Here is a 22,265-nt window from a genome sequence, read left to right as displayed (position 1 = left end):
AGCCCAAGGGCCGGGAACACTGAGGTTCTCCATCGGTCCTGGCAGTAGCACCGTCTTCAAATGAAGGGGGTTGCTGCGGCGTCACAGAGCCAGGTCTCTCAGCCGCTCGAGATGGTTACAGCAACGAATCTGGCACACGCGGCACCGGATGAAAAACTAAATGTCACAAGGCGTAAGGCGACGACACCCAACTCAATGTGGGGTGCCCACGGGGAGCCGGCCGGTGCTAGTCTGCGAAGATGTCACCCGATCAGGCAACCATCCCCGTTCTGGACATGAGCGCCGCCCGCCAGCCGTACGGTTCGTTCAGTCCCGAGTTCATTGACCAGTTGCGGGATGCTGCCCACAACGTGGGGTTCTTCCAAATCACCGGATACGGAGCCGCGCCCGGCCAGGCCGAGGAGCTCCTGGCCCTCATCAAGCGCTTCTTCGACCTGCCCCTCGAGGAACGGATGAAGCTGGATAACAGGCTCTCCCCACATTTCCGGGGCTACACCAGGATGGGCACCGAAGTCACCCAGGGCAGGGCGGACGCCCGCGAGCAGATCGACTACTCCCCCGAGCGGGAACCCGTCCACGACTACCCTGCAGACCAGCCCTACTGGCTGCTGCAGGGCCACAATCTGTGGCCGGATGAGGCAATGCCGGAGCTTAAGCCGGCAGCCATGGCCTGGGCCGAGCTGATGTCCGAGGTGGGCATGGAGCTCCTGCGCGGCATCGCCGTGGCCCTCGGCTTGCCCGAGGACCACTTCGATGAGCCCTTCGGTGACGAACCCGCCTGGATGGGCAAGCTGGTGCACTACGTTGGCGGTGTGGTGGAAGCGGCCGGCGATCAGGGTGTGGGCTCCCACGCCGACTACGGTTTTGTCACCCTCCTGCTCCAGGACGACGTGGGCGGGCTCGAAGTACTCCCGCCGGGAACCACCGAATGGGCGCCCGTTGAGCCTATTCCGGGCGCGCTGGTGGTGAACCTGGGTGAGATGCTCGAGGTGGCCACCGAAGGGTACCTGGCCGCCACCATCCACCGGGTGCAGGCGCCGCCGCCGGGGGTGGACCGCTACTCCGTCCCGTTCTTCTGGTCCCCGCGGCTGGACGCCGTGATCGACCCGGTGCCGCTGCCACCCGAACTGAAGGCACAGGCACGCGGAGTCTCAGACGATCCGAACAACCCGCTGCTCGCCTCGTTCGGCCTGAACATGCTCAAGGGCCGGATGCGCGCGCACCCGGACGTGACCGAGCGGCACTACCCGGAACTGATGCAGCGCTGACCGCTGGTGATGCAGGAGTGACCGCTGGCCGCGCCCTCCCCGGGGCCGGTCAGAGGTTGTATTTCCACGCCTGCTGCGCCGGGCAGACGTTCATCACCACATCGAGGCCGGCGACTTTCGCCCGCTCGGCGGCGGCCTCGTCTATGACGCCCAGCTGAAGCCACACGGCCTTCGCCCCCACGGCGATGGCCTGGTCAACCACCGCGCCCACTTTCTGCGAATTCACAAAGCAGTCCACGACGTCGATGGGCTGCTTTTCCGCCGGGATGTCAGTGAGGGTGCGGTACCCGGTTTCGCCGTGCACCGGGTCTCCGGGCAGGTTCACTGGGATGATCTCCATCCCCAGGCGGTCACGGATGAACAGCGAGGTGTCGTACGCGGCGCGCCATTCATTGGTGGTCAGCCCAACAATGGCCCACCGCCCTTTGTTTCGCATGAGGCGTTCTATGACTGCAGGATCGTTGGTGTGGCCCATGCCCCCAGCCTACGCCGCTTTCCCAAGCTCCCTGTGGCCGAATTTATGAATGATGGTGCAGGTCCGCAGGAGATGTGAACGAACATTACGTGCGGCGAGCCGCGGATTTGGATTGTTTGTTCATCTCAGGTCTAGTGGGTAGTGACCATCCCGAGCGGCCGAGAGACCTGGATCGATGAAGCCGCAGCAACCCTGGTCAGCGTGAGCCCCCACGGCACACGCTGATAACAAGGAATGAGCCTTGGGGTACGCGGAACTGACCATTCCGCTAAGAGGCTTGACTCCGTAGGGTGCTACTGCCAGGACCGATGGAGTGATCCCATGACTGCAGTCCTGTCTTCCGAGCGTGCCGCCGACCATGCCGGCACGTCCTCCGCACTTTCCGTCTCCTTCCGGGGGCTGCGGCGCAGCTTCGGGACCGGGGAGGCCGCCCACACCGTGCTGCAGGACGTCACTTTCGACGTTGCAGCAGGTGAGGTGCTGGCCATCCTGGGACCGTCCGGCTGCGGCAAATCAACCCTGCTGCGCGCCGCCGCCGGTCTGGACTCGCCGAGCGCCGGTTCCGTTGTCATCCAGGACACCCCCGTCCAGGGCATTGATCCGCGCTGCGCCTTTGCCTTCCAGGAACCCCGGCTGCTGCCCTGGCACACGCTGCAGGCGAACGTGGCGATCGGCCTGCCCACCGGCTGCAGCGCCAAAGAAGGCAAGGCCAAGGTGTCCAGGCTGCTCGAACTCGTGGGCCTGGACAGCTTCGCCAAGCACCGTCCCCGCGAAGTCTCCGGCGGGATGGCCCAGCGGGCCTCGCTTGCCCGGGCCCTGGCACGGAACCCCGGTGTCCTGCTGCTGGATGAGCCCTTCGGCGCCCTGGATGCACTGACCCGGATCAAAATGCAGGACCTGCTCCTGGACGTTCACCGGGCGGAACCCACCACCGTGCTCCTGGTCACCCATGATGTTGATGAGGCACTGCAACTGGCAGACCGCATCATCGTCCTGGGCGCAGCCACCCATGGCCCGGGCGCCACGATCGTCCGGACCGTCGAGGTCCCCGGCAGCCGCCCCCGCAACCGCGCCTCGGCAGAACTCGCCGCCCTGCGCGCCTCCCTCCTCGCCAGCCTGGGCGTGGACGGGCACTGACTCCCCGCGGCACCGCCGGCAAGCCGATTCACGCACGCAGGCTCCGCCGTCGGGCATTAACCCGCCAGGGCCGAACTCTTCATCACTCCGCATCACCAGCGCAAAGGAAAACAATGCAGCACGCACGCCCCCTCACCCGCCGTTCCCTCCTCGGGGCGGCAGCCGTAGCAGCCGTTTCGGCCCTCGCGCTGACCGGCTGCGTTGCAGGCGAGGGCTCTTCCGGCCAGGCGGCGGCCGCCGGCAGCACCTCGGGCAGCACGCTGAACATCGACTTCGCCACCTATAACCCGCTCAGCCTGGTCATCAAGGACCAGGGCTGGCTGGAAGCCAGCCTCAAGGACCAGGGCGTCACCGTCAACTGGGTCCAGTCGGCTGGTTCCAACAAGGCGAACGAGGCACTCCGCGCCGGTGCCATCGACGTCGGATCAACCGCGGGCTCCGCCGCCCTCCTGGCCCGCTCCAACGGTTCGCCCATCCGCACCATCAGCATCTTTTCCCAGCCGGAATGGGCGGCGCTGGTTGCCCCCGCCGGTTCGTCCATCACGTCCGTGGCCGACCTCAAGGGCAAGTCCGTAGCCGCCACCAAGGGCACGGACCCGTACTTCTTCCTCCTCCAGGCCCTCGAAGCGGCCGGCCTGAAGCCTGGCGACGTCACGGTCCAGAACCTGCAGCACGCCGACGGTCGCACCGCACTGGAGAACGGCTCGGTCCAGGCCTGGTCCGGCCTGGACCCCATCATGGCCGGCGCCGAACAGAAAGGCGCCAAGCTCTTCTACCGGAACCTGGACTTCAACACCTACGGCTTCCTCAACGCCACCGAGTCCTTCCTCAAGGACAAGCCCGAACTGGCCCAGGCCGTAGTGAACGCGTACGAAAAGGCCCGCGCCTGGGCCGCCGCCAACCCTGACCAGACGGCCCGGATCCTGGCCAAGGTGGCCGGCCTTGACCTGTCCGTGGCCAAGACGGTGGTGCTGGAACGCAGCAACCTGAACGTAGACGCCGCGCCCGGAGAGGCGCAGCGCAAAGTACTGGAGAAGATCGGCCCCACCTTCGTGGAAACCGGCGACGTCAAGACCCAGCAGCAGATCGACGACGCCGTGGCCTCCCTTCTCGACGACTCGCTGGTGAAGAAGGCTGATCCGTCAGCCATTAAGGGTTCCTGATGAGCACTCCCGGAAGCCCCTACCTCACCGGCAACAGTGTTGCGGATGAGCGCGCTGCAGCCGCTCCCGCAGCAACGGCAGACGCCGCCCGGACGGGCGCCCCCAAGGCATCCGCTCCGGCAACGGGATGGTCTCCCGCCGGAGTCCGTTCACGGAACTGGGCGCGTCTGCCCCTTGGCCTGATCATCCCGGCAATCCTGCTGGCAGCCTGGCAGGTGGCCTCCTCCACCGGCCTGTTCAGCGTGGTGCAGCTTCCTCCCCCGGCAATGGTGCTGGGGGCGGCCGGTGAACTGCTGGGCCGCGGCGAACTGGGCACCCACATTGCCATCTCCACACAGCGGGTGCTGATCGGGTTCCTGATCGGCGCCGCGCTGGGCCTCATCCTGGGTGCCACCGTGGGCCTGTCCAGGATTGCCGATGCCCTGCTTGCCCCCACCATCGGCGCGCTGCGCGCCGTCCCCTCACTGGCATGGGTTCCGCTGCTGATCCTCTGGCTGAAGATTGGCGAGGATTCCAAGGTCACGCTGATCATCATCGGCGCCTTCTTCCCGGTGTTCACCACCGTTTCGCTGGCGCTGCGGCATGTGGACCGCAACCTCGTGGAAGCCGCCCGGGCGTTCGGGCTCAAAGGGGTCCGGTTGCTGACCACGGTCCAGTTGCCCGCCGTGGTTCCCGCAGTGTTCTCCGGACTCCGGCTGGCACTGGCGCAGGCGTGGCTGTTCCTGGTGGCGGCGGAACTGATTGCCTCCTCCATGGGGCTCGGCTTCCTGCTGATCGATTCACAGAACAACGGCCGCACGGACAGGCTCTTCCTCGCCATTGTCCTGCTGGCCGTGATTGGAAAACTGACTGACGCCCTGCTGGGCCTGGCAGAGAAATGGGCGGTAAAACGATGGGCCTGAGCACCTTGGAAACAGCGCACCCCGGCACCGAGGCGGAACGGATCGCCTTCTGGGAGGACGCCGCCCGGCGCCTCGAATGGGCCGAACCCTGGCACACCGCCCACACCTTCGAAAAGGCGGTGCGCCTCAGCGGCCCGGACGTCCCGGCCGACGAGGCGGAATACTCCGTTCCGCGGATCGAGTGGTTTGCCGGCGGACGCCTGAACGTGGCCTACAACTGCGTGGACCGCCATGTGGAGGCCGGCCGCGGCGACAAGGTGGCGCTTTTCTTCGAAGGCGAGCCGGGTGACCGCCGCGCCATCACGTACGCCGAACTCCAGCGCGAAGTCGCCAAGGCCGCCAACGCGCTCCTGGACCTCGGCATCACCAAGGGCGACCGCGTGGTCATCTACCTCCCGGTCATCCCCGAGACCATCATCATCACCCTTGCCGTGGCGCGGATCGGTGCCATCCACTCGCTGGTGTTCGGCGGTTTCTCGGCCGAAGCCCTGAAGTTCCGTGTTGAGGACACCCGGGCCAAGCTGCTGGTCACCACCGACGGCCAGTTCCGCCGCGGTGTGGCCGTGCCGGTCAAGGACAACGCGGACGCGGCCGTCGCCGGGGACAACGCCATCGAGCACGTCCTCGTGGTCAACCGCACCACCGCCGCCGGGGACCTGGACAGCGTCGCCATGACGGAAGGCCGCGACGTCTGGTGGCATGACGCCGTCGGAAACGCCCCGGACGTCCACGAACCGGAAGCGTTCGACGCCGAGACTCCCCTGTTCATCATGTATACCTCCGGGACCACCGGTAAGCCCAAGGGCCTGGTGCACACTTCGGGTGGCTACCTCACCCAGGCGTCCTGGAGCTACGAGCACCTGTTCAGCAACCCCGATCCCGCCCTCCGCGAGCAGGATGTGCACTGGTGCACGGCAGACCTCGCGTGGGTCACCGCGCACACTTATGAGATCTACGGGCCGCTCTCCAACGGCGTCACCCAGGTGATCTTCGAAGGCACCCCGAACACCCCGCACCCGGGCCGGCATTTCGAGATCATCGAACGCTACGGCGTGACGCAGTACTACACCGCACCCACCCTGGTCCGCTCCCTCATGGGCTGGTTCCCGGACGGCGTGCCGGACACCTACGACCTGTCCTCCATCCGGATGCTCGGCACCGTGGGCGAGGCCGTCAACCCCGAGGCGTGGCGCTGGCTGCGGCAGAACGTGGGCGCCGGCACCGCCCCGGTGGTGGACACGTGGTGGCAGTCCGAAACCGGGGCCACCATCCTCTCCCCCGCCCCCACGGACACCGAGTTCAAACCCGGCTGCGCGGCCCGCCCGCTGCCCGGGGTCAGTACCAGGATCGTGGACGACGCCGGCAATACCGTTCCGCCGGGCGTCCAGGGCTTCATTGTGGTTGACGCTTTCGGGCCGTCCATTGCGCGGACCGTCTGGGGCAACCCCCAGCGCTACCTCGACTCCTACTGGCGGCAGTACGCCGACCAGGGCTGGTTCCTGGCCGGCGACGGCGCCAAATATGACAAGGATGGCGATATCTGGATCCTGGGCCGCGTGGACGACACCCTTAACGTGTCGGGCCACCTGCTGTCCACCATCGAGATCGAGTCGGCCCTGGTGTCCCACCCGGACGTGGTGGAGGCCGGCGTCTGTCCGGTGGCTGACGCCAAGACCGGGCACGCGATTGTCGCGTTTGTTGTCCTGCGGGGCGACGCTCCGCAGGACTGCGCCAACGACCTCCGCAACCACGTCGCGAAGGCAATCGGCCCCATCGCCAAGCCGCGCGACGTCGTCGTGGTTCCCGATGTTCCCAAAACCCGCAGCGGCAAGATCATGCGCCGGCTGCTGACCCAACTTTTTGAGGGGACCGCCCTGGGCGACACCACCTCACTCCAGAACGAGCCGGCGATAGCCGGAATCCAGGACGTCCTGCGCGAGCGGACCCTAGCAAAGGAAAATTCATGAATGACATCAGCAACGTTGCCCGTCTTTCCGAGCCGCTGAAGTTCGCCTACTGGGTGCCGAATGTTTCCGGCGGCCTGGTGGTCTCCACCATCGAACAGCGGACCGGCTGGGACTTCAACTACAACAAGAAGCTGGCACAGATCGCCGAGAACTCCGGCTTCGAGTACGCCCTCACCCAGACCCGGTACGCCGCGTCCTACGGTGCGGACAAGCAGCACGAGGCCACGTCCTTCAGCCTCGCCCTGCTGGCAGCCACCGAGCGGCTCAAGGTCATCTCCGCGGTTCACCCGGGCATGTGGCACCCCGGCGTGCTGGCCAAGTACATCATCACCGCGGACCACATCTCCAACGGCCGCGCCGCCGTCAACATCGTCTCCGGCTGGCTCAAGAACGAGTTCACCAACTTTGGCCTCGAGTGGCTCGAACACGACGAACGCTACGTCCGCACCGAGGAGTTCATCCGGGTCCTGCGGGGCCTGTGGACCGAGCAGGAGTACAGCCAGTCCGGCAAGTACTACAACATCACCGATTTCACGCTGAACCCGGCCCCGGTGGATGTCCCCGGCCGTGCGCACCCGGAGATCTTCTTCGGCGGCAACTCCACCGCGGCCCAGGCCACCGCCGGCCGTGTGGCGGACTGGTACTTTTCCAACGGCAAGGACCTGGAAGGCTTCAAGGAGAACATTGCCGGCGTTGTTGCTGCTGCCGGTGAAACGAAGCGCGGCACCGACGGCGCCCTGCCCGCACCCCGCTTCGGACTCAACGGGTTCGTCATCTCCCGTGACTCGGAGAAGGAAGCCCGCGACACCCTCCGCGAGATCGTGGCGAAGGCACACAAACCCGCAGTCCAGGGCTTCCGCGACGCCGTGCAGGAAGCCGGCGCGTCCACCAAGGACGGCAAGGGCATGTGGGCCGACTCCAGCTTCGAGGACCTGGTCCAGTACAACGACGGCTTCAAAACCCAGCTGATCGGCACCCCGGAGCAGATCGCCGAACGGATCGTCGAATACAAGAAGATCGGCGTGAACCTGATGCTGACCTGCTACCTGCACTTCCAGGAGGAAGTGGCCGCATTCGGCCAGGACATCCTTCCGATCGTCCGCGAACTCGAAGCCGACCTCGCCCGCAGGAACGGCACCGAACTGGACCTCTCCGCTACTCCTGAAAAGGTGGCCGTCTAATGTCTGACCGCAAATTTGGTTTCCGCACCCGCGCCCTTCACGCCGGCGGAACCCCCGACGCCGAGCACGGCGCCCGCGCGGTGCCCATCTACCAGACCACGTCCTTCGTGTTCAAGGACACCCAGGATGCGGCCAACCTCTTCGCGCTGCAGAAGTACGGCAACATCTACTCCCGCATCGGCAACCCCACCGTCGCCGCGTTCGAAGAGCGCATCGCCTCGCTGGAGGGCGGCATCGGCGCGGTGGCCACGTCCTCCGGCATGGCGGCGGAGTTCATCACCTTCGCCGCGCTGACCCAGGCCGGGGACCACATCGTGGCCGCCTCCCAGCTGTACGGGGGAACGGTCACCCAGCTCGATGTCACCCTTCGCCGCTTCGGCGTGGACACCACCTTCGTACCCGGCACGGACCCCGCGGACTATGCCGCGGCGATCCGGGAAAACACCAAGGCCATCTTCGTCGAGGTGGTGGCCAACCCGTCGTCGGAAGTCCAGGACCTTGCGGGGCTGGCAAAGATAGCGCACGACGCCGGCATCCCCCTCGTGGTCGACGCCACCTTGAGCACGCCGTACCTTGTGCGCCCGATCGAGCACGGCGCCGACATCGTGATCCACTCCGCCACCAAGTTCCTCGGCGGTCACGGCACCACCCTGGGCGGCGTGATCGTCGAAAGCGGCCGGTTCAACTGGGGCAACGGCAAGTTCCCCACCATGACCGAGCCCGTGGCCTCCTACGGCAACGTCTCCTGGTGGGGAAACTTCGGCGAATACGGCTTCCTCACGAAACTGCGCTGCGAACAGCTGCGCGACATCGGGCCGGCACTTTCGCCGCTCTCGGCCTTCCAGCTGCTGCAGGGCGTGGAAACCCTCCCGCAGCGGCTGGACGAGCACCTGAAGAACGCCCAGGCCGTGGCGGAATGGCTCGAAGCCGATCCCCGCGTGGCCTACGTCAACTTCTCCGGCCTGCCCTCACACCCGCACTTCGAACGGGCCAAGAAGTACCTGCCGCTAGGCCCCGGCTCGGTGTTCTCCTTCGGCGTGAAGGGCGGCCGCGCCGCCGGGCAGAAGTTCATCGAAGCCCTGCAGCTGGCCTCCCATCTGGCCAACGTGGGCGACTCGCGGACCCTGGTCATCCACCCGGGTTCCACCACCCACCAGCAGCTGAGCCCGGAACAGCTCCAGTCCGCGGGCGTTCCCGAGGACCTGGTGCGCATCTCCGTGGGCCTGGAGGACATTGACGATATCCTGTGGGACCTGGACCAGGCATTGACTGAAGCCTCTGCAGCCGCCGCCTCGACTGGCTCAACCACTGAAGGCTTCGCCCCCGAAGCCGAGTCCTGCACGATCGGAGCACGCGCATGAGCATCGAAACCCGCACCTGGGAGGGCCCTTCCGCTCCGGAACGCCTGAACCTGCTGCGCTCGGCCAAGTCGATTGCCATTGTGGGTGCCTCTGACAAGCCCTCACGTGCCAGCTACTTTGTTGCCACCTACCTGCAGTCGTCCACGCGGTACAAGGTCTACTTTGTAAATCCCGTGGTCAAGGAGATCCTGGGCCAGCCCACCTACGCCTCGCTTGCCGATCTGCCCGAAAGCCCGGACATTGTGGATGTCTTCCGTAAGCATGATGACCTCCCCGGCGTGTTGGATGAAGCCATCGCTGCCGGTGCCAAGACCCTGTGGCTGCAGCTGGGTTCCTGGCACGAGGCCGTGGCCGCTGACGCCGAGGCAGCCGGCCTCAACGTGGTGATGGACCGTTGCGTGAAGATCGAGCACGCCCGGTTCCACGGCGGGCTGCACCTGGCCGGCTTCGATACCGGCGTCATCTCCTCCCGCCGGCAGCTTCTGTCCTGACCGCAGGCGGTTAGTGGTTGAACTTCTTCAGCCAGATCGAACCGGGGCCGGCATCGCCGGCTCCGGTTTTTTCCTTCCTTGCCGGGGCGCGGACGGCCGCCTTCGCGGTGTCCGAGGGTGCGTTGGTCATGAGCTTCCCGGTTCCTGCGAGCCCGTCAGCAGGAGTGCCGCCGGGAACGCCGGGCGCTTCTGCCGGGCGAGTCTGGTTCTGTGCCGGGCCGGCACCGTTTGTGCGGGGCGCCTTCGGTGACGCGCTGTCGCCAGCCGGGGTGCGGACTGCCTCGGCATCCGCCGCCGGGTTATCCGTGCCCCGGTCCGCGGCATCGTGCTTGTCGCCCCGTCCGGAGTTGGCCGTTTCCGCCTCTGCGGATGTTTCGGCATCAGACCCCGACTGCTCCTGCCCGGCAACGCTACGTTCGGCAGGTTCCGAATCCGGTTGTCCGGGGCCGGCAGGCGCCGCATCCCCGGCGCCGGACTCCTGCGCGGCCGTCCCGGTCTGACTATCTGCGGGACCGCCGGCGGCCAGAGTTCCCGCAATGGTCCATTCAGGGGCCCAGTCCTGCAACATCTGCTGGATGGAGGCGCTGGCATGCACTTTCGGCGTGGACACCGTCGCTGCCACTCCGCTGACACCCAACCCCATACCGGCGATCACGGCAAGGCCCACGGCAGCCGTACGGTGCCTGCGGCGCAGCCGGTGGCGGACCAGCAGGGTGGTCTGTGCCGAGAGGAGCGCAGCCAGGTCAGGGCGCGGCTCAGGGACCGGCAGGGACCCGAGGGCTCCGAACGAGACCAGGGCGGCACGGAGCGCCGGGTCGGTTTCGCCGGCGTCGTGCAGCATTTCGTCCACGGTATCGAGCAGGCTGCTGGTGTTGGCCATCATGGCGTTACGTACTCCTTCACTGCGGCCTGCTCGCGCAGCCGGATCAGTGCGCGGCGCTGCAGCTGTTTGACGGCGCCGTTGCTTTTTCCCATCACTTCCGCTGACTGTTCGACAGTCAGGCCCGCCACCAGGCGGAGGGTCAGGACCTCCCGTTGCTCATCCGGGAGGACGCTGAGGAGGTCCTGTACCTCCTGCGGGGCGATGCGCTCCATCACCGTGTCTTCGGCTGATGTCTCTTCCCGCCCGTCCAGGTCGGGTTCGAACGGAAGCTCAAGGGGCGCCCGCCGCCGGCGCCGGTGGTCGTCCACCATCCGGGCGTGGGCCACCGAGAAGACGAAGGTCCGCAGCCCGGCCACGCCACCGGTGACCGTTTCCAGCCGCGGCAGGACGGCGAGGAACACTTCCTGCATAACAGCCTCCGGATCTTCTACCCCGCGGGCTGTGAGGTAGCCCAGGACCTGCCCTGCGTAGGTTCGGTACACAACGTTGAAAAGTTCCGGATCCCGGGCACGCGCACGCAAGGCAGCGTCTGTCAGCGCATCGATCACGGACGTAGGGCCTTCGTTGGGGGGACGGTGTTCCCGCTAACTTTACCCTCCGGTAACCGCATGGCCCCGGAACAACGTGTGTACCCGCGAGGAACAAAAGAGCCAGTCTGAAACCTGATGGGGGACAAGTTTCAGACCGGCGCTTCATAGGGGTAATCGTTCCGGACCTGCCGGGGGTTACGCGCTCTCGGAAAAAGATTTGGAAACTTTCGGAGCTGCCCCGGCCCGGGGACCCGGAGCCGTGCCTATCTAGACGGCGCCCGTCCAGCGGGCCCCGGAAATCCGTCCCCGCACCGCGTTGAAGTGGGCGAAGGCGCGGACCCGGCTGACCGGCACAAACTGCTCGTCGCAGGCCTGCTGGGCAGCGTCCTGAGTCATGGCGGCCGGTGCGGTGACGTGCAGCACCGGAACCGGGGCGTGGACCGGCGTCTGCCCGGGCGCGGCGGAGAGGTCGGTGACGAGCCCCGTTCCTGCGCATTCCCGGACGGCGGCAATGCCGGCCGCCACCGCAGGCCGGTCCTGGAAAGCTCCGGACACGGCCATCACCGTACCGTCCGGAGCCTTGAGCCTGAACCGGAATTGTGAGTCCGCATCGAGAAAAACCTCAAACATGCCGGCCATGACAACATCCTTCCGGTTCGTGCTGATTGGGTCATTCCGTGTTAAAAAGTCTGCTGGCCGCGGCTGCACCCTCACAAGACCGGCACCGTTAACCCTGTGTAAATTGCATCCATCCACACACAACGACGGCGGCGGACCACCCCTCAGGGTGACCCGCCGCCGTCGAACGTCCTCCCCGCTACCTCCCCAATCCCGCAAGCTCGATTGGGGCCCCTCGGTAGCGTGGGCCCACGTGTCAGTCGTTGATGAGGTCGTGGACCACGATGGTCTGGTCACGGTCCGGGCCAACGCCGATTGCGGAGAAGCGGGTGCCGGAGAGCTTTTCCAGGGCCAGCACGTAGTTGCGGGCGTTCTCCGGGAGGTCCTCCAGGGTCCGGGCGCCGGTGATGTCCTCGGTCCAGCCGTCGAAGTACTCGAAGATCGGCACAGCATGGTGGAACTCGGTCTGGGTCATGGGCATTTCGTCGTGGCGGATGCCGTCAACGTCATACGCCACGCAGACCGGGATTTGCTCAATGCCGGTGAGGACGTCCAGCTTGGTGACGAAGTAGTCCGTGAAGCCGTTGACGCGGGATGCGTGGCGGGCCAGCACGGCGTCGTACCAGCCGCAGCGGCGCGGCCGTCCGGTGTTCACGCCGAACTCGCCGCCGGTCTTCTGCAGGTACATCCCCATCTCGTCGAAGAGCTCCGTGGGGAACGGACCGGCACCGACGCGGGTGGTGTAGGCCTTGATGATGCCGATGGACCGCGAGATGCGGGTGGGGCCGATGCCCGAGCCAACGGACGCGCCGCCGGCAGTCGGGTTGGAGGAGGTGACAAAGGGGTAGGTGCCGTGGTCCACGTCCAGGAAGGTTGCCTGGCCGCCTTCCATCAGAACCACTTTGCCCTCGTCCAGGGCGTTGTTGAGGACCAGGGTGCTGTCGATGACCAGGGGACGCAGGCGCTCGGCAAAGGAGAGGAAGTAGCTGACAATCTCTTCCACCTCGATGTCGCGGCGGTTGTACACCTTGACCAGCAGTTCATTCTTCTGGCGCAGTGAGCCCTCCACCTTCTGGCGGAGGATCGACTCGTCAAAGACGTCCTGGACCCGGATGCCCAGGCGGGCCACCTTGTCCATGTAGGCAGGGCCGATGCCGCGGCCGGTGGTGCCGATGGCGCGGCTGCCGAGGAAACGCTCGGTCACCTTGTCCAGCACCTGGTGATAGGGCGCAACCAGGTGGGCGTTGGCGGAAACCCGGAGCTTGGAGGTGTCCGCGCCCCGGGCCTCCAGGCCGTCGATTTCCTGGAAGAGGGCCTCAAGGTTCACCACGCAGCCGTTGCCGATGATCGGAACCGCGTTGGGGCTCAGGATTCCGGCCGGAAGGAGCTTGAGCTCGTACTTCTCACCGCCTACGACGACGGTGTGCCCGGCGTTGTTGCCGCCGTTGGGCTTCACGACGTAGTCAACACGCCCGCCTAGAAGGTCGGTTGCTTTGCCTTTTCCTTCGTCGCCCCACTGGGCTCCTACGATCACGATTGCTGGCATGGGATCCTCCCCCATTCTTTCGGGCCGGTCCCGGAGGGATTACCAGGGCTCAGCGCCGTACATGAGAATGCCCCGAAGTTTCAGGTGCTGTCCGCCGGGAGGCGACGCAAACGCAAGAGTTCCGGGGCCCTTACCACCCAAGTTTAGCCGATGACGGACTTTGTCCCCCCGTCCGGCCCGGGGGGACCGGCAGGAAGACACAATCGACATATAGCCGGGACGACTTGCCGAGGGCCGTCAGATCGAATTAAGTGGGAGAACCCATCCGGAGCGGCCGAGAGACCTGGCTCGTTGACACCGCAGCAACCTCGGGGGCGGCGTTGCTGTCCGCGGAGGTGCTACTGCCAGGACCGATGGAAAGGAAGCTTCCATGCCCCTGAACACTGACCACGTCCGCGTGACCCATGCAGGTTCTTTGCCCCGCACCCCTGAGCTGATTGCGGCAAATGAGGCCAAGGAGTCCAGCGGGGTCACGCCGGAATTCCTGGAGCTCCTGAAATCCTCGGTCGTGGACGTGGTCCAGCGGCAGAAGGACCTCGGCATTGATATCCCGAACGACGGGGAATACGGGCATGCCATGTCCAGCACGGTGGACTACGGCGCCTGGTGGAATTACTCGTTCTCCCGCTTGGGGGGCCTGGAGCCGACCAACGTGGACCGCTGGGCTGACGCCGAGGTTCACCGGTCCTCGCCCGGCAATATTGTGCTCACGTCCTTCCCGGACCGGCGGGACCGGAAGAAGTTCAACGATGCCTATAACGACCCCTCCTCAGGCATCCTGTCCCACCGCAAGAGCGTCGCACAGCCCAAGATAGTTGCTCCGTTGACGTACACCGGCCAGGACCTGGTGGCCTCGGACGTCGCCAACCTGAAGGCAGGGCTTGCTGCCGCAGGCCTTTCTGACGGTTTTGTGGCGTCGCTCTCTCCGGGCTCCTGCGCCCGGGTGTCCAACGAGTACTACAAGACCGACGAGGAACTGGTCTACGCGTGCGCGGACGCGATGCGGGAAGAGTACAAGGCGATCATCGATGCGGGCCTGACGGTCCAGCTGGATGACCCGTCGTTGGCCGAGAGCTGGGACCAGATCAACCCTGAACCGTCGCTGGAGGATTACCTCAAATTCATCCAACTGCGCGTCGAGGCCACCAACTGGGCCCTCCGCGGCCTGCCCGAAGAACAGATCCGGCTGCACGTCTGCTGGGGTTCGTGGCACGGACCGCACACTACCGACATTCCTTTTGCGGACATCATCGGCTCGGTGCTGCAGGTGAACGCAGGAGCGTACTCTTTCGAAGCAGCCAATGTCCGCCATGAACACGAATGGCGCATCTGGGAGGACACCAAGCTCCCGGAAGGCAAGGCCATCATTCCCGGCGTGGTGTCCCACGCCACCAACGTCGTGGAGCACCCTGACCTCGTGGCCGACCGGATTGTCCGTTTCGCCGAACTGGTCGGCCGGGAAAGCGTCATCGCGTCCACCGACTGCGGGCTGGGCGGCCGGGTCCATCCGCAGATTGCCGTGGCCAAGCTGGAAGCCCTTGGGGAGGGCGCCCGCCGCGCCACCAAACGGCTCTGGTAGGTTCCTGACCGCTTACCACCCGCCGGGCGCCGTCCACTTGCAAGTTAGTGGAGGGCGCCCGGCGTTTCGTTTCGCCGGGCTTGATAGACTGGTGTAGATCGACTAGGAATCGGTCCACACCACATTTCAAACCATCCCGGAATGGTCGCGTCCCCCTGCGCCCATTTTCCGGATTGGCGCAGCACCGAGCCCCGCAGGAGATTTTGCACTATATGACAGCCCTGGCCCCCGAATCCCTCCGTGAACAACTCATGAGCCGCCGTTACGAGCCCAATGTCGCGGCCGTCAACGAGCTGTGCGATTCCCTGCAGAGCGTCAAGCCCCACACCGAAGTTCCGTACGTCGACCCCATGCACGACATCGACGAGTGCCGCATCATCAGCCTGTACTCCAACATCGGGGAAGCGGACCCCTCCGGCTTCATCACCGCCGGCGACGACGACGCCGCCACCCGGATGCTCGGCATCCAGTGGAAGCTGGGCCTGCGCCCGGAGTTCGTGATGCCGTGGAACGTCCACCCGTGGCACACCCCCGGCGAGGTCAACGGCAAGTTCACGCCGGACCAGATCTCCTCGGGCCTCAAGCCGCTGCTCAAGTTCCTGGCCCTGGTCCCCCGCGCCTCGGTGATCGTGGCCCATGGCACCGAAGCCAACCGCCTCGCCAACCTGCTGCTGAAGACCGAGGTGCCCATGATCTGGCGCCGCGGCCTGAAGACCTACAAGGTCCGGTCCCTCAGCGGCCGTGCATTCGCCGGAACCCCTGCCCGGCAGGAACAGTACCTCGAGGAAATGCGCGTCGTTTACGCTGACGCCATGGCCCGCACCGGCCTGGCAAAGGCCGCCAGCTAGAGGCGCCATAAGACAAACGACGGCGGGCGGTCGCCTTTTTCTGAAAGGTAACCGCCCGCCGTCGGACTTTAACCAACAACGCGGGGTCACTTTCTGCCCAATAACAATGGGTTATCGGGCGTAAAATGACCCCGCCTTGCTTTGTTCTAGGCGCCGGCTTCGATGGCTGCCTTCGCGGTGGGGTCCGAGTCGTTCAGGAATTTCTCGATCCGCTCGGGCTCCTCGGCCTCACCGATGGCGGCAGAGGCCCGGCCCAGCGAGTAGAGCGCCCGCAGGAAGCCCTGGTTGGGTTCGTGCTCCCACGGGATGGGCCCCACGCCGCGCCAGCCGTTGCGCCGCAGCGAGTCCAGGCCCCGGTGATAGCCCACGCGGGAGTAGGCGTAGGAGTCGATGGTGCGGCCCTCGGCCCACGCCTCCTCCGCCAGGACGGCCCACAGCAGGGACGATGTGGGGTGCTTCTCCACCAGGTCCAGGGCTTCCGCGCCGGCGTCCAGTTGCTGGTAGACCTCCGTCTCGGCTGGCAGGAGCGTCGGCTCCGGGCCCATCAGGTTCCTGCGGAACTCGTCGGACATCCTAGAACGTCTTTCCGGCGGAACCGAGCTGCTTGGTGGCCTCAGCCACGCGGGCTGCCAGGCCGGCTTCGGCGGAGGCGCCCCAGACGCGGGGGTCGTAGGTCTTCTTGTTGCCCACTTCGCCGTCGACCTTCAGGACGCCGTCGTAGTTCTTGAACATGTGGTCCGCCACCGGACGCGTGTAGGCATACTGCGTGTCGGTGTCGATGTTCATCTTGATCACACCATAGGAAACGGCGTCGGCGATTTCCTGATCGGAGGAGCCGGAGCCGCCGTGGAACACGAGGTCGAACGGGTTGTCCTTGCCGATTTTCGCACCCACCTGGGCCTGGATGTCCTTGAGGATCTCCGGGCGCAGCTTGACGCCGCCGGGCTTGTAGACGCCATGCACGTTGCCGAAGGTCAGGGCGGTGATGTAGCGGCCGTTTTCGCCGGCGCCAAGGGCCTCGATGGTGGCCAGGGCATCCTCCACCGTGGTGTAGAGCTTGTCGTTGATGGCGTTCTCCACGCCGTCCTCCTCGCCGCCGACGGTGCCGATCTCCACCTCGAGGATCATCTTGGCGGCAGCGGTGCGGGCCAGCAGGTCGCGGGCGATCTTCAGGTTCTCCTGCAGGGTCTCGGCGGAACCGTCCCACATGTGCGAGCTGAACAGTGGGTTGCGGCCGGCCTTGACCTCAGCCTCCGAGGCCGCCAGCAGCGGCAGGACAAAGCCGTCCAGCTTGTCCTTCGGGCAATGGTCCGTATGCAGGGCGATGTTCACACCGTAGTTCTTGGCCACTTCGCGGGCGAACGCCGCGAAGCCGAGCGAGCCGGCCACCATGTCCTTGGTGGTAGCGCCGGACCAGTAGGCCGCACCGCCGGTGGAGACCTGGACGATGCCATCGGACTCCGCCTCGGCGAAGCCACGCAGTGCCGCGTTCAGCGTCTGCGAAGAGGTGACGTTGACGGCCGGGAACGCATAGCCGCCGGCCTTGGCGCGGTCGATCATTTCGGAGTAGATCTCTGGGGTTGCAATGGGCATGCTGACTCCTATGGTGAGTTTTCGTCTATGGGTTGTGACCCTGGAGTAGACCTCTTACGGCTAGCCACCATCCTAGCCATTTCTCTGCAGCGGCAGTGTTTCCGGTCACGCGGGCGGGTAACACTTGCGTACACGCCTGCGCCGAGAGCGCACTTCGCGCTAGTGTCCGGCGCCGCGACCAGCACGAAGTGCACTCTGGGCGCGATAGGCAAGGGCACTGCGGACCTTGCCAACGACGCCTTGCCGGTCACCCTTAAGATCGTTCTTCGAAATCCGGACCTCGTGCCATCCATAGCGGGCGGCCACCTCGGCCCGGACTATGTCCCTTTGATACTGATCCTCACCGGTATGGTGCTCACCGTCATATTGCAGGGAGATCCGGTGATCGGGGTAAGCCGCATCGGGCCAGAGAACCGGCAGCCCGGAATCACCACGGACGACGAAGTTCAGAACCGGTTCGGGCAATCCTGCCGTTATGAGGGCTAGACGCATCCTGCTTTCGGGGACGGAGTCAGCACCCACACGGATCAGTTCCAGCGCCTCGCGTGCCTTCCGGATCCCCCGCAACCCAGGATGCCGGTCAATCATGTCTCGCAACTCCTGAATTCTGCATATGGACTCGCGCGGGAACGGAAAATCCTCCCCGTGACTGTTCACCAGGTAGTCCCCCGCGGCTACGAGATCGTCCACGGAGTTTCGCATGGAGGCCAGGTCGAGCCACGTCCTGGCCGGTGTGGTGAGGCGGGCGCCGTCGTACTCCATGACCTCATCCGGTGTCAGCGTCAGGCGGTGCCCCGCTACGTTGGCCCTGCGTGGGGCGGCGAAACCGCGGCGCCTTGCCAGATGGATACGCCAGTCGCCTTCCTGTGGAGCCGGCACCGGTATCCCTATCATCCGCGCGGCCGAGCAAAGGGCGAGTATCGATGCGTCATCCACATCCGTATAGGCCCGCAGCGCGTCAGCACCGGATGGCTGTGCGGACAGCGGAACCCGTATCCCGCGGGACACCGGCACGAGATCCTTTGCCCTGGTCCGGGTGCGTGTCACGCCTGCTTTGTCCGACGTCCGCAGGGCAAAGGCCACGCCCTTGAGATGGTCTGGCAACTCAGCTTTGCGCATGCCTCCCATTGTTGCCCTGGCGCACTGCCTCGCAGGAGTTATCCACAGCCTTGGGCTCGTCGGGTGGAACGAAAGCGCACTTCGCGCTGGTCCAGGGCAACTCGACTAGCGCGAAGTGCACTCTCGGCGAGGTTAGACATGCTGGTTGAACACGTGCCGGCGGATCCAGGCGTGCATCGCGATGGCCGCTGCCGAAGCAGCATTGATCGACCGGGTGGAGCCAAACTGCTCAATGGACAGGGTGGCCAGCGCGGCATCGTGGACCTCCGGGGTCAGGCCCGGACCCTCCTGGCCGAACACCAGGACACAGTCCCTGGGGAGTTCGTAGGTCTCCAGCGGCACGGAGTCCGGAAAGATGTCGATGCCGATAATCGCCAGCCCCTCGCCCTGCGCCCATGCCACAAAGTCCTCCACCGTGGGGTGGTGGCGGACATGCTGGTAGCGGTCGGTCACCATGGCCCCGCGCCGGTTCCACCGGCGTCGGCCGATGATGTGGACTTCCTTGGCGAGGAACGCATTGGCGGTCCGCACCACGGTCCCGATGTTCATGTCGTGCTGCCAGTTCTCGATGGCGATGTGGAAGTTGTGCCGCTTGGAGTCGAGGTCCGCCACAATCGCGTCATGCTTCCAGTACCGGTACTGGTCCACCACGTTGCGCCGGTCCCCGTCCGCCAGCAGCTCTTCGTCCCAATGGTCCCCCTCGGGCAGCTCACCTTCCCAGGGGCCGACGCCGATCTCCGGCTTCGGCGCGTATTCCTCCTCAGGAGGTGGCACGGGCAGCGGCGTTGGGGAATGGGTTTGGGGGTGGTCAGTCACCCTTCAACTCTAGCCGGGGTCAGCCTGCCGGCACCCAGCGGTTGGCCTGGTGGGAGTCGGCGCCCGGGACTGGCCGTTTTGTTTGCCGGCAACGCATGCTCCGGGCCCAAAGAATGACAGACTGGACCAGCGAACAGCGCCTATCTTGTGGAGGTAAAACGTGGCAGACGCAGACGAGGTAACCGGAAACCCGGCCGTATACCGCAGTGGCCAGGAGATCGAATGCTGGCTGACGGACATGGACGGTGTGCTCGTTCACGAAAACCATGCTGTGCCGGGCGCCGCGGAACTGATCCAGCGCTGGGTGGACACGTCGAAGCGCTTTTTGGTGTTGACCAACAACTCCATCTTTACCCCGCGCGACCTTGCGGCCCGGCTGCGTGCCTCCGGCCTGGAAGTTCCCGAGGAGAACATCTGGACGTCCGCGCTGGCCACCGCGCAGTTCCTCAAGGACCAGGTGCGGGGCTCAGGTTCGGGGAACCGCGCCTACACCATCGGCGAAGCAGGGCTTACGACGGCGCTGCACGAGGCCGGCTTCATCCTCACCGATCAGGACCCGGACTTTGTGGTGCTCGGCGAAACCAGGACGTACTCCTTCGAGGCAATCACCATGGCCATCCGGCTGATCCTGGCGGGGGCCCGCTTTATCGCCACCAACCCGGACGCCACCGGCCCCTCCAAGGACGGGCCGATGCCCGCCACAGGCGCCATCGCCGCGCTGATCACCAAGGCCACCGGGCGCGAACCTTACATTGTGGGCAAGCCGAATCCCATGATGTTCCGTTCCGCCATGAACCAGATCGACGCCCATTCCGAAACCACCGCGATGATCGGCGACCGCATGGACACGGACATCGTTGCCGGCATGGAAGCCGGGCTGCACACGGTGCTGGTCCTCACCGGCATTACGCAGCGGGAGGATATTGCGGCGTTCCCGTTCCGGCCCAACCAGGTGCTGAACTCCGTGGCCGACCTAAAGAACCAGATTTAGAAGACGCTCACTTTTGAGCCGCCGCGGGGCAGCGGGAAGAATTCGTCCATCAGCTTTTCCACGATGGGCCGGTAAACGAGCGGACTCCAGCCCGGGCTCGCGTGTGCCGGCAGTGCGCCTTCGGTCTGCAGATCGGTGGACACCATGTTGCTTGCGAACGCAACGGACCACGCGCCCCTGGCCGCCGGGTACCGGACGGTACGGTCATTCGGGTTTCCGATGTACGCCATCCGGGTGCCTCCCAGCCGGTCCACAAAGCGGCTGCCGTCAAAGTGGTAGATATACGCGGATTCAGACTGGATCAGCACGCTGGAGGGAGCGATCGGAGACAGCTGCTCCCACGACTGGTCAATGATCTGGCGCCAGGTCCGCTCGTCCTTGTGGATAACGCGCTCGCCCAACTCGTAGCCGCCGCGGAGCACGGACGGAAACCGGAAGCCGCTCTCGTAGAGGAGCACCACGCCGTCGAACCAGCTCTCGTCGAGCACGTCGCTCCGGCTGTACGGGGTGGAGTCCAGCAGGATGAACTCAACCTCAACCCCGTAGAGTTCCCGCAGCCGCGCGGCCACCTGGGTGGCCACCATTCCGCCGAAGCTGTGTCCGTAGAAGTAGAGCTTGGTGAGCTTCCTGGCGCGCACGTACTCGATGACCGCGGTCACCACCCGGTCGATGTCCAGGCCCTGGTTGGAATAGCCGACGGCGGCGAGCTGGCCCCGCTTGTTCAGCGCCCCCCGCAGGGCATTCAGGATCCACTGCGCTTCTTCCCAGCTGGTCTTGAAACCGGGAAAGAGGAACCAGCTGGCGTTCGGATAATAGGCGTCGGCGAAGTCGTCGGGCACCTGCAGGATCTTGTTGACCCGCCGCTCCGCCTGGACCCGGCGGGTGAAGAGCATGTCCGCGGCGAGCACGGTTGACAGGCCCGCCCCGGTCAGGAAACCGCGGCGGGAAAACCGCTTCAGGGCAGCGGCATCGGCAAGCAGCCGGGCTTGTTCAGCTCCCGGCCGCCTGTGCTCCTCCAGCGGTTCTTCTTCCTCCCTGTACGGCACATCTCTACCGTAGCCACAGGAGAAGCCGCCGCCGCAACCCGGTTTCCATCTTGCTGATGTCCGGGCAGGGGGCGAGGCGCTGTCAGCTGGCGGCTTGCCGCTCGCCGGCGGGGTTCAGGAGCTCACTGAGCGGGGTGCGGCGCAGAATTTCCTGCCCAATGTCGTTGTACCGGCCCAGGAGGTCCGGGCCGCCCACGGCCTCGGGATCGTCAAGCAGCGAAAAGACTTCGTCGCTGGCGAGGAAGAGCTCCTCGTCGGTGTATTCCTCAAGCGGGCGGAGGGACAGCGGCACAGGCGGCCGTTCGCTGGTCGCGTTACCACTTGCTTCAGCTGTCGCGGCTTCCACGGCAGTGGCAAATTCGGCCTCGAGTTCCGCGGAGATTTCCCGCAGGGCCACCACGGTGTGGTCTTCCGACTGTTCGGCGTCAACGCCGGTCAATACCAGGGAGACGCCGCCACCGAGCGTTCCCGGGGCGCCCTCCATGGCGTTCAAATCGCTGCGAAGACCCGCCAGCGCGGCTGACTCCACGCGGACCGCAGCGGACAGGTCCACGCGGATGTGGGATTGGATTCCACGGCCGCGGAGCCTTTGAATCATGGTGACGAGGGACGGCCGGGTTGCGTGGTCGAGGCTTCCCAGGACGTCGATCCGGACGGTGTCTGTCTGCTCGTCACGGTTGGTGGTGGCCTGAAGGCCGGCGCTGCCTTGTGAGGTGCGGTCCATAGGTACTCCAAATAAAGGGGGTGTCTA

General features: G+C 65.6%; 22 protein-coding genes and 2 riboswitches. Of the genes, 11 read left to right on the top strand and 11 right to left on the bottom strand.

Annotation, left to right across the window (positions count from 1 at the left end; genetic code table 11):
* Nucleotides 1–26: 26 nt before the first annotated feature.
* Nucleotides 27–118, bottom strand: a riboswitch (SAM riboswitch).
* 121 nt (nucleotides 119–239) lie between these two features.
* Nucleotides 240–1,268 (top strand): isopenicillin N synthase family dioxygenase, encoded by a 1,029-nt coding sequence (locus tag SBP01_RS02590; protein ID WP_275214078.1) that lies wholly within the window; start codon nucleotides 240–242, stop codon nucleotides 1,266–1,268.
* Nucleotides 1,269–1,317: 49 nt separating this feature from the next.
* Here the strand turns inward: SBP01_RS02590 and SBP01_RS02585 are convergent, their stop codons facing one another.
* On the bottom strand, nucleotides 1,318–1,743 hold the full coding sequence (locus tag SBP01_RS02585) for a CoA-binding protein (protein ID WP_320537385.1): 426 nt from the start codon (nucleotides 1,741–1,743) through the stop codon (nucleotides 1,318–1,320).
* Between the two features lie 321 nt (nucleotides 1,744–2,064).
* Here SBP01_RS02585 and SBP01_RS02580 point away from each other — a divergent pair, with 321 nt between their 5' ends.
* From SBP01_RS02580 to SBP01_RS02550, 7 genes are all read left to right on the top strand, one after another.
* Nucleotides 2,065–2,880: an ABC transporter ATP-binding protein gene (locus SBP01_RS02580; protein WP_320537384.1), complete on the top strand. Its 816-nt coding sequence runs from the start codon at nucleotides 2,065–2,067 to the stop codon at nucleotides 2,878–2,880.
* Nucleotides 2,881–2,993: 113 nt separating this feature from the next.
* Complete coding sequence (locus SBP01_RS02575; protein WP_275214075.1) at nucleotides 2,994–4,043, top strand: aliphatic sulfonate ABC transporter substrate-binding protein; 1,050 nt, start codon at nucleotides 2,994–2,996, stop codon at nucleotides 4,041–4,043.
* Nucleotides 4,043–4,945 (top strand): ABC transporter permease, encoded by a 903-nt coding sequence (locus tag SBP01_RS02570; protein ID WP_320537383.1) that lies wholly within the window; start codon nucleotides 4,043–4,045, stop codon nucleotides 4,943–4,945. Before SBP01_RS02575 ends, SBP01_RS02570 begins: the two co-directional genes overlap by 1 nt.
* Nucleotides 4,921–6,912, top strand: a complete 1,992-nt coding sequence (acs, locus tag SBP01_RS02565) for an acetate--CoA ligase (RefSeq protein WP_320537382.1) — start codon at nucleotides 4,921–4,923, stop codon at nucleotides 6,910–6,912. The genes SBP01_RS02570 and acs overlap by 25 nt, the downstream gene beginning before the upstream one ends.
* The gene (sfnG, locus tag SBP01_RS02560; protein ID WP_275214072.1) at nucleotides 6,909–8,093 is read left to right on the top strand and encodes a dimethylsulfone monooxygenase SfnG; all 1,185 of its coding nucleotides are present in this window, start codon (nucleotides 6,909–6,911) and stop codon (nucleotides 8,091–8,093) included. Before acs ends, sfnG begins: the two co-directional genes overlap by 4 nt.
* Nucleotides 8,093–9,454 (top strand): O-acetylhomoserine aminocarboxypropyltransferase/cysteine synthase family protein, encoded by a 1,362-nt coding sequence (locus tag SBP01_RS02555; RefSeq protein ID WP_320537381.1) that lies wholly within the window; start codon nucleotides 8,093–8,095, stop codon nucleotides 9,452–9,454. Before sfnG ends, SBP01_RS02555 begins: the two co-directional genes overlap by 1 nt.
* Nucleotides 9,451–9,945 carry a CoA-binding protein gene (locus SBP01_RS02550; RefSeq protein ID WP_275214070.1) on the top strand — a complete coding sequence of 165 codons (495 nt, stop codon included), beginning with the start codon at nucleotides 9,451–9,453 and terminating at the stop codon, nucleotides 9,943–9,945. Before SBP01_RS02555 ends, SBP01_RS02550 begins: the two co-directional genes overlap by 4 nt.
* Nucleotides 9,946–9,955: 10 nt before the next feature.
* Here SBP01_RS02550 and SBP01_RS02545 read toward each other — a convergent pair whose 3' ends face one another.
* The 4 genes from SBP01_RS02545 to SBP01_RS02530 form a co-directional block, all read right to left on the bottom strand.
* On the bottom strand, nucleotides 9,956–10,828 hold the full coding sequence (locus tag SBP01_RS02545) for a hypothetical protein (RefSeq protein WP_320537380.1): 873 nt from the start codon (nucleotides 10,826–10,828) through the stop codon (nucleotides 9,956–9,958).
* Nucleotides 10,825–11,376: an RNA polymerase sigma factor gene (locus tag SBP01_RS02540; RefSeq protein WP_275214068.1), complete on the bottom strand. Its 552-nt coding sequence runs from the start codon at nucleotides 11,374–11,376 to the stop codon at nucleotides 10,825–10,827. Before SBP01_RS02540 ends, SBP01_RS02545 begins: the two co-directional genes overlap by 4 nt.
* A 249-nt stretch (nucleotides 11,377–11,625) precedes the next feature.
* Nucleotides 11,626–11,997, bottom strand: a complete 372-nt coding sequence (locus SBP01_RS02535; protein WP_275214067.1) for a YegP family protein — start codon at nucleotides 11,995–11,997, stop codon at nucleotides 11,626–11,628.
* Between the two features lie 235 nt (nucleotides 11,998–12,232).
* A complete protein-coding gene (locus SBP01_RS02530; RefSeq protein WP_275214066.1) occupies nucleotides 12,233–13,522 on the bottom strand; it encodes an adenylosuccinate synthase in 1,290 nt (429 codons plus the stop codon).
* A 258-nt stretch (nucleotides 13,523–13,780) separates the two neighbouring features.
* Nucleotides 13,781–13,882, top strand: a riboswitch (SAM riboswitch).
* 10 nt (nucleotides 13,883–13,892) lie between these two features.
* On the opposite strand from SBP01_RS02530, the gene SBP01_RS02525 reads away from it, so the two are divergent.
* Nucleotides 13,893–15,101, top strand: coding sequence for a cobalamin-independent methionine synthase II family protein (locus tag SBP01_RS02525; RefSeq protein WP_320537379.1), 1,209 nt, complete (start codon nucleotides 13,893–13,895; stop codon nucleotides 15,099–15,101).
* 212 nt (nucleotides 15,102–15,313) lie between these two features.
* Complete coding sequence (locus SBP01_RS02520; protein WP_275214064.1) at nucleotides 15,314–15,949, top strand: uracil-DNA glycosylase; 636 nt, start codon at nucleotides 15,314–15,316, stop codon at nucleotides 15,947–15,949.
* Nucleotides 15,950–16,095: 146 nt separating this feature from the next.
* Here the strand turns inward: SBP01_RS02520 and SBP01_RS02515 are convergent, their stop codons facing one another.
* The 4 genes from SBP01_RS02515 to SBP01_RS02500 all read right to left on the bottom strand — a co-directional run bounded on the left by SBP01_RS02515 (nucleotide 16,096) and on the right by SBP01_RS02500 (nucleotide 19,441).
* Complete coding sequence (locus tag SBP01_RS02515) at nucleotides 16,096–16,521, bottom strand: DUF3151 domain-containing protein (RefSeq protein WP_275214062.1); 426 nt, start codon at nucleotides 16,519–16,521, stop codon at nucleotides 16,096–16,098.
* 1 nt (nucleotide 16,522) lies between these two features.
* On the bottom strand, nucleotides 16,523–17,542 hold the full coding sequence (gene fbaA / locus SBP01_RS02510; RefSeq protein WP_320537378.1) for a class II fructose-bisphosphate aldolase: 1,020 nt from the start codon (nucleotides 17,540–17,542) through the stop codon (nucleotides 16,523–16,525).
* A 159-nt stretch (nucleotides 17,543–17,701) separates the two neighbouring features.
* Entirely contained in the window at nucleotides 17,702–18,661 is a 960-nt protein-coding gene (locus SBP01_RS02505; RefSeq protein ID WP_320537377.1) for a hypothetical protein, read from the bottom strand.
* Between the two features lie 132 nt (nucleotides 18,662–18,793).
* Nucleotides 18,794–19,441 carry a TrmH family RNA methyltransferase gene (locus SBP01_RS02500; RefSeq protein ID WP_275214147.1) on the bottom strand — a complete coding sequence of 216 codons (648 nt, stop codon included), beginning with the start codon at nucleotides 19,439–19,441 and terminating at the stop codon, nucleotides 18,794–18,796.
* A gap of 196 nt (nucleotides 19,442–19,637) precedes the next feature.
* Between SBP01_RS02500 and SBP01_RS02495 the strand changes: the two genes are divergently transcribed.
* The gene (locus tag SBP01_RS02495; RefSeq protein ID WP_320537376.1) at nucleotides 19,638–20,468 is read left to right on the top strand and encodes an HAD-IIA family hydrolase; all 831 of its coding nucleotides are present in this window, start codon (nucleotides 19,638–19,640) and stop codon (nucleotides 20,466–20,468) included.
* Here SBP01_RS02495 and SBP01_RS02490 read toward each other — a convergent pair.
* Nucleotides 20,465–21,514, bottom strand: coding sequence for a thioesterase domain-containing protein (locus SBP01_RS02490; protein ID WP_320537375.1), 1,050 nt, complete (start codon nucleotides 21,512–21,514; stop codon nucleotides 20,465–20,467). The genes SBP01_RS02495 and SBP01_RS02490 overlap by 4 nt on opposite strands.
* Nucleotides 21,515–21,596: 82 nt before the next feature.
* On the bottom strand, nucleotides 21,597–22,238 hold the full coding sequence (locus tag SBP01_RS02485; protein WP_320537374.1) for a hypothetical protein: 642 nt from the start codon (nucleotides 22,236–22,238) through the stop codon (nucleotides 21,597–21,599).
* Nucleotides 22,239–22,265 lie beyond the last annotated feature (27 nt).

Origin of the sequence: Pseudarthrobacter sp. IC2-21, assembly GCF_034048115.1 — a bacterium.
Lineage (GTDB): Bacteria > Actinomycetota > Actinomycetes > Actinomycetales > Micrococcaceae > Arthrobacter > Arthrobacter naphthalenicus.
This window is presented reverse-complemented; position numbering and strand designations above follow the sequence as displayed.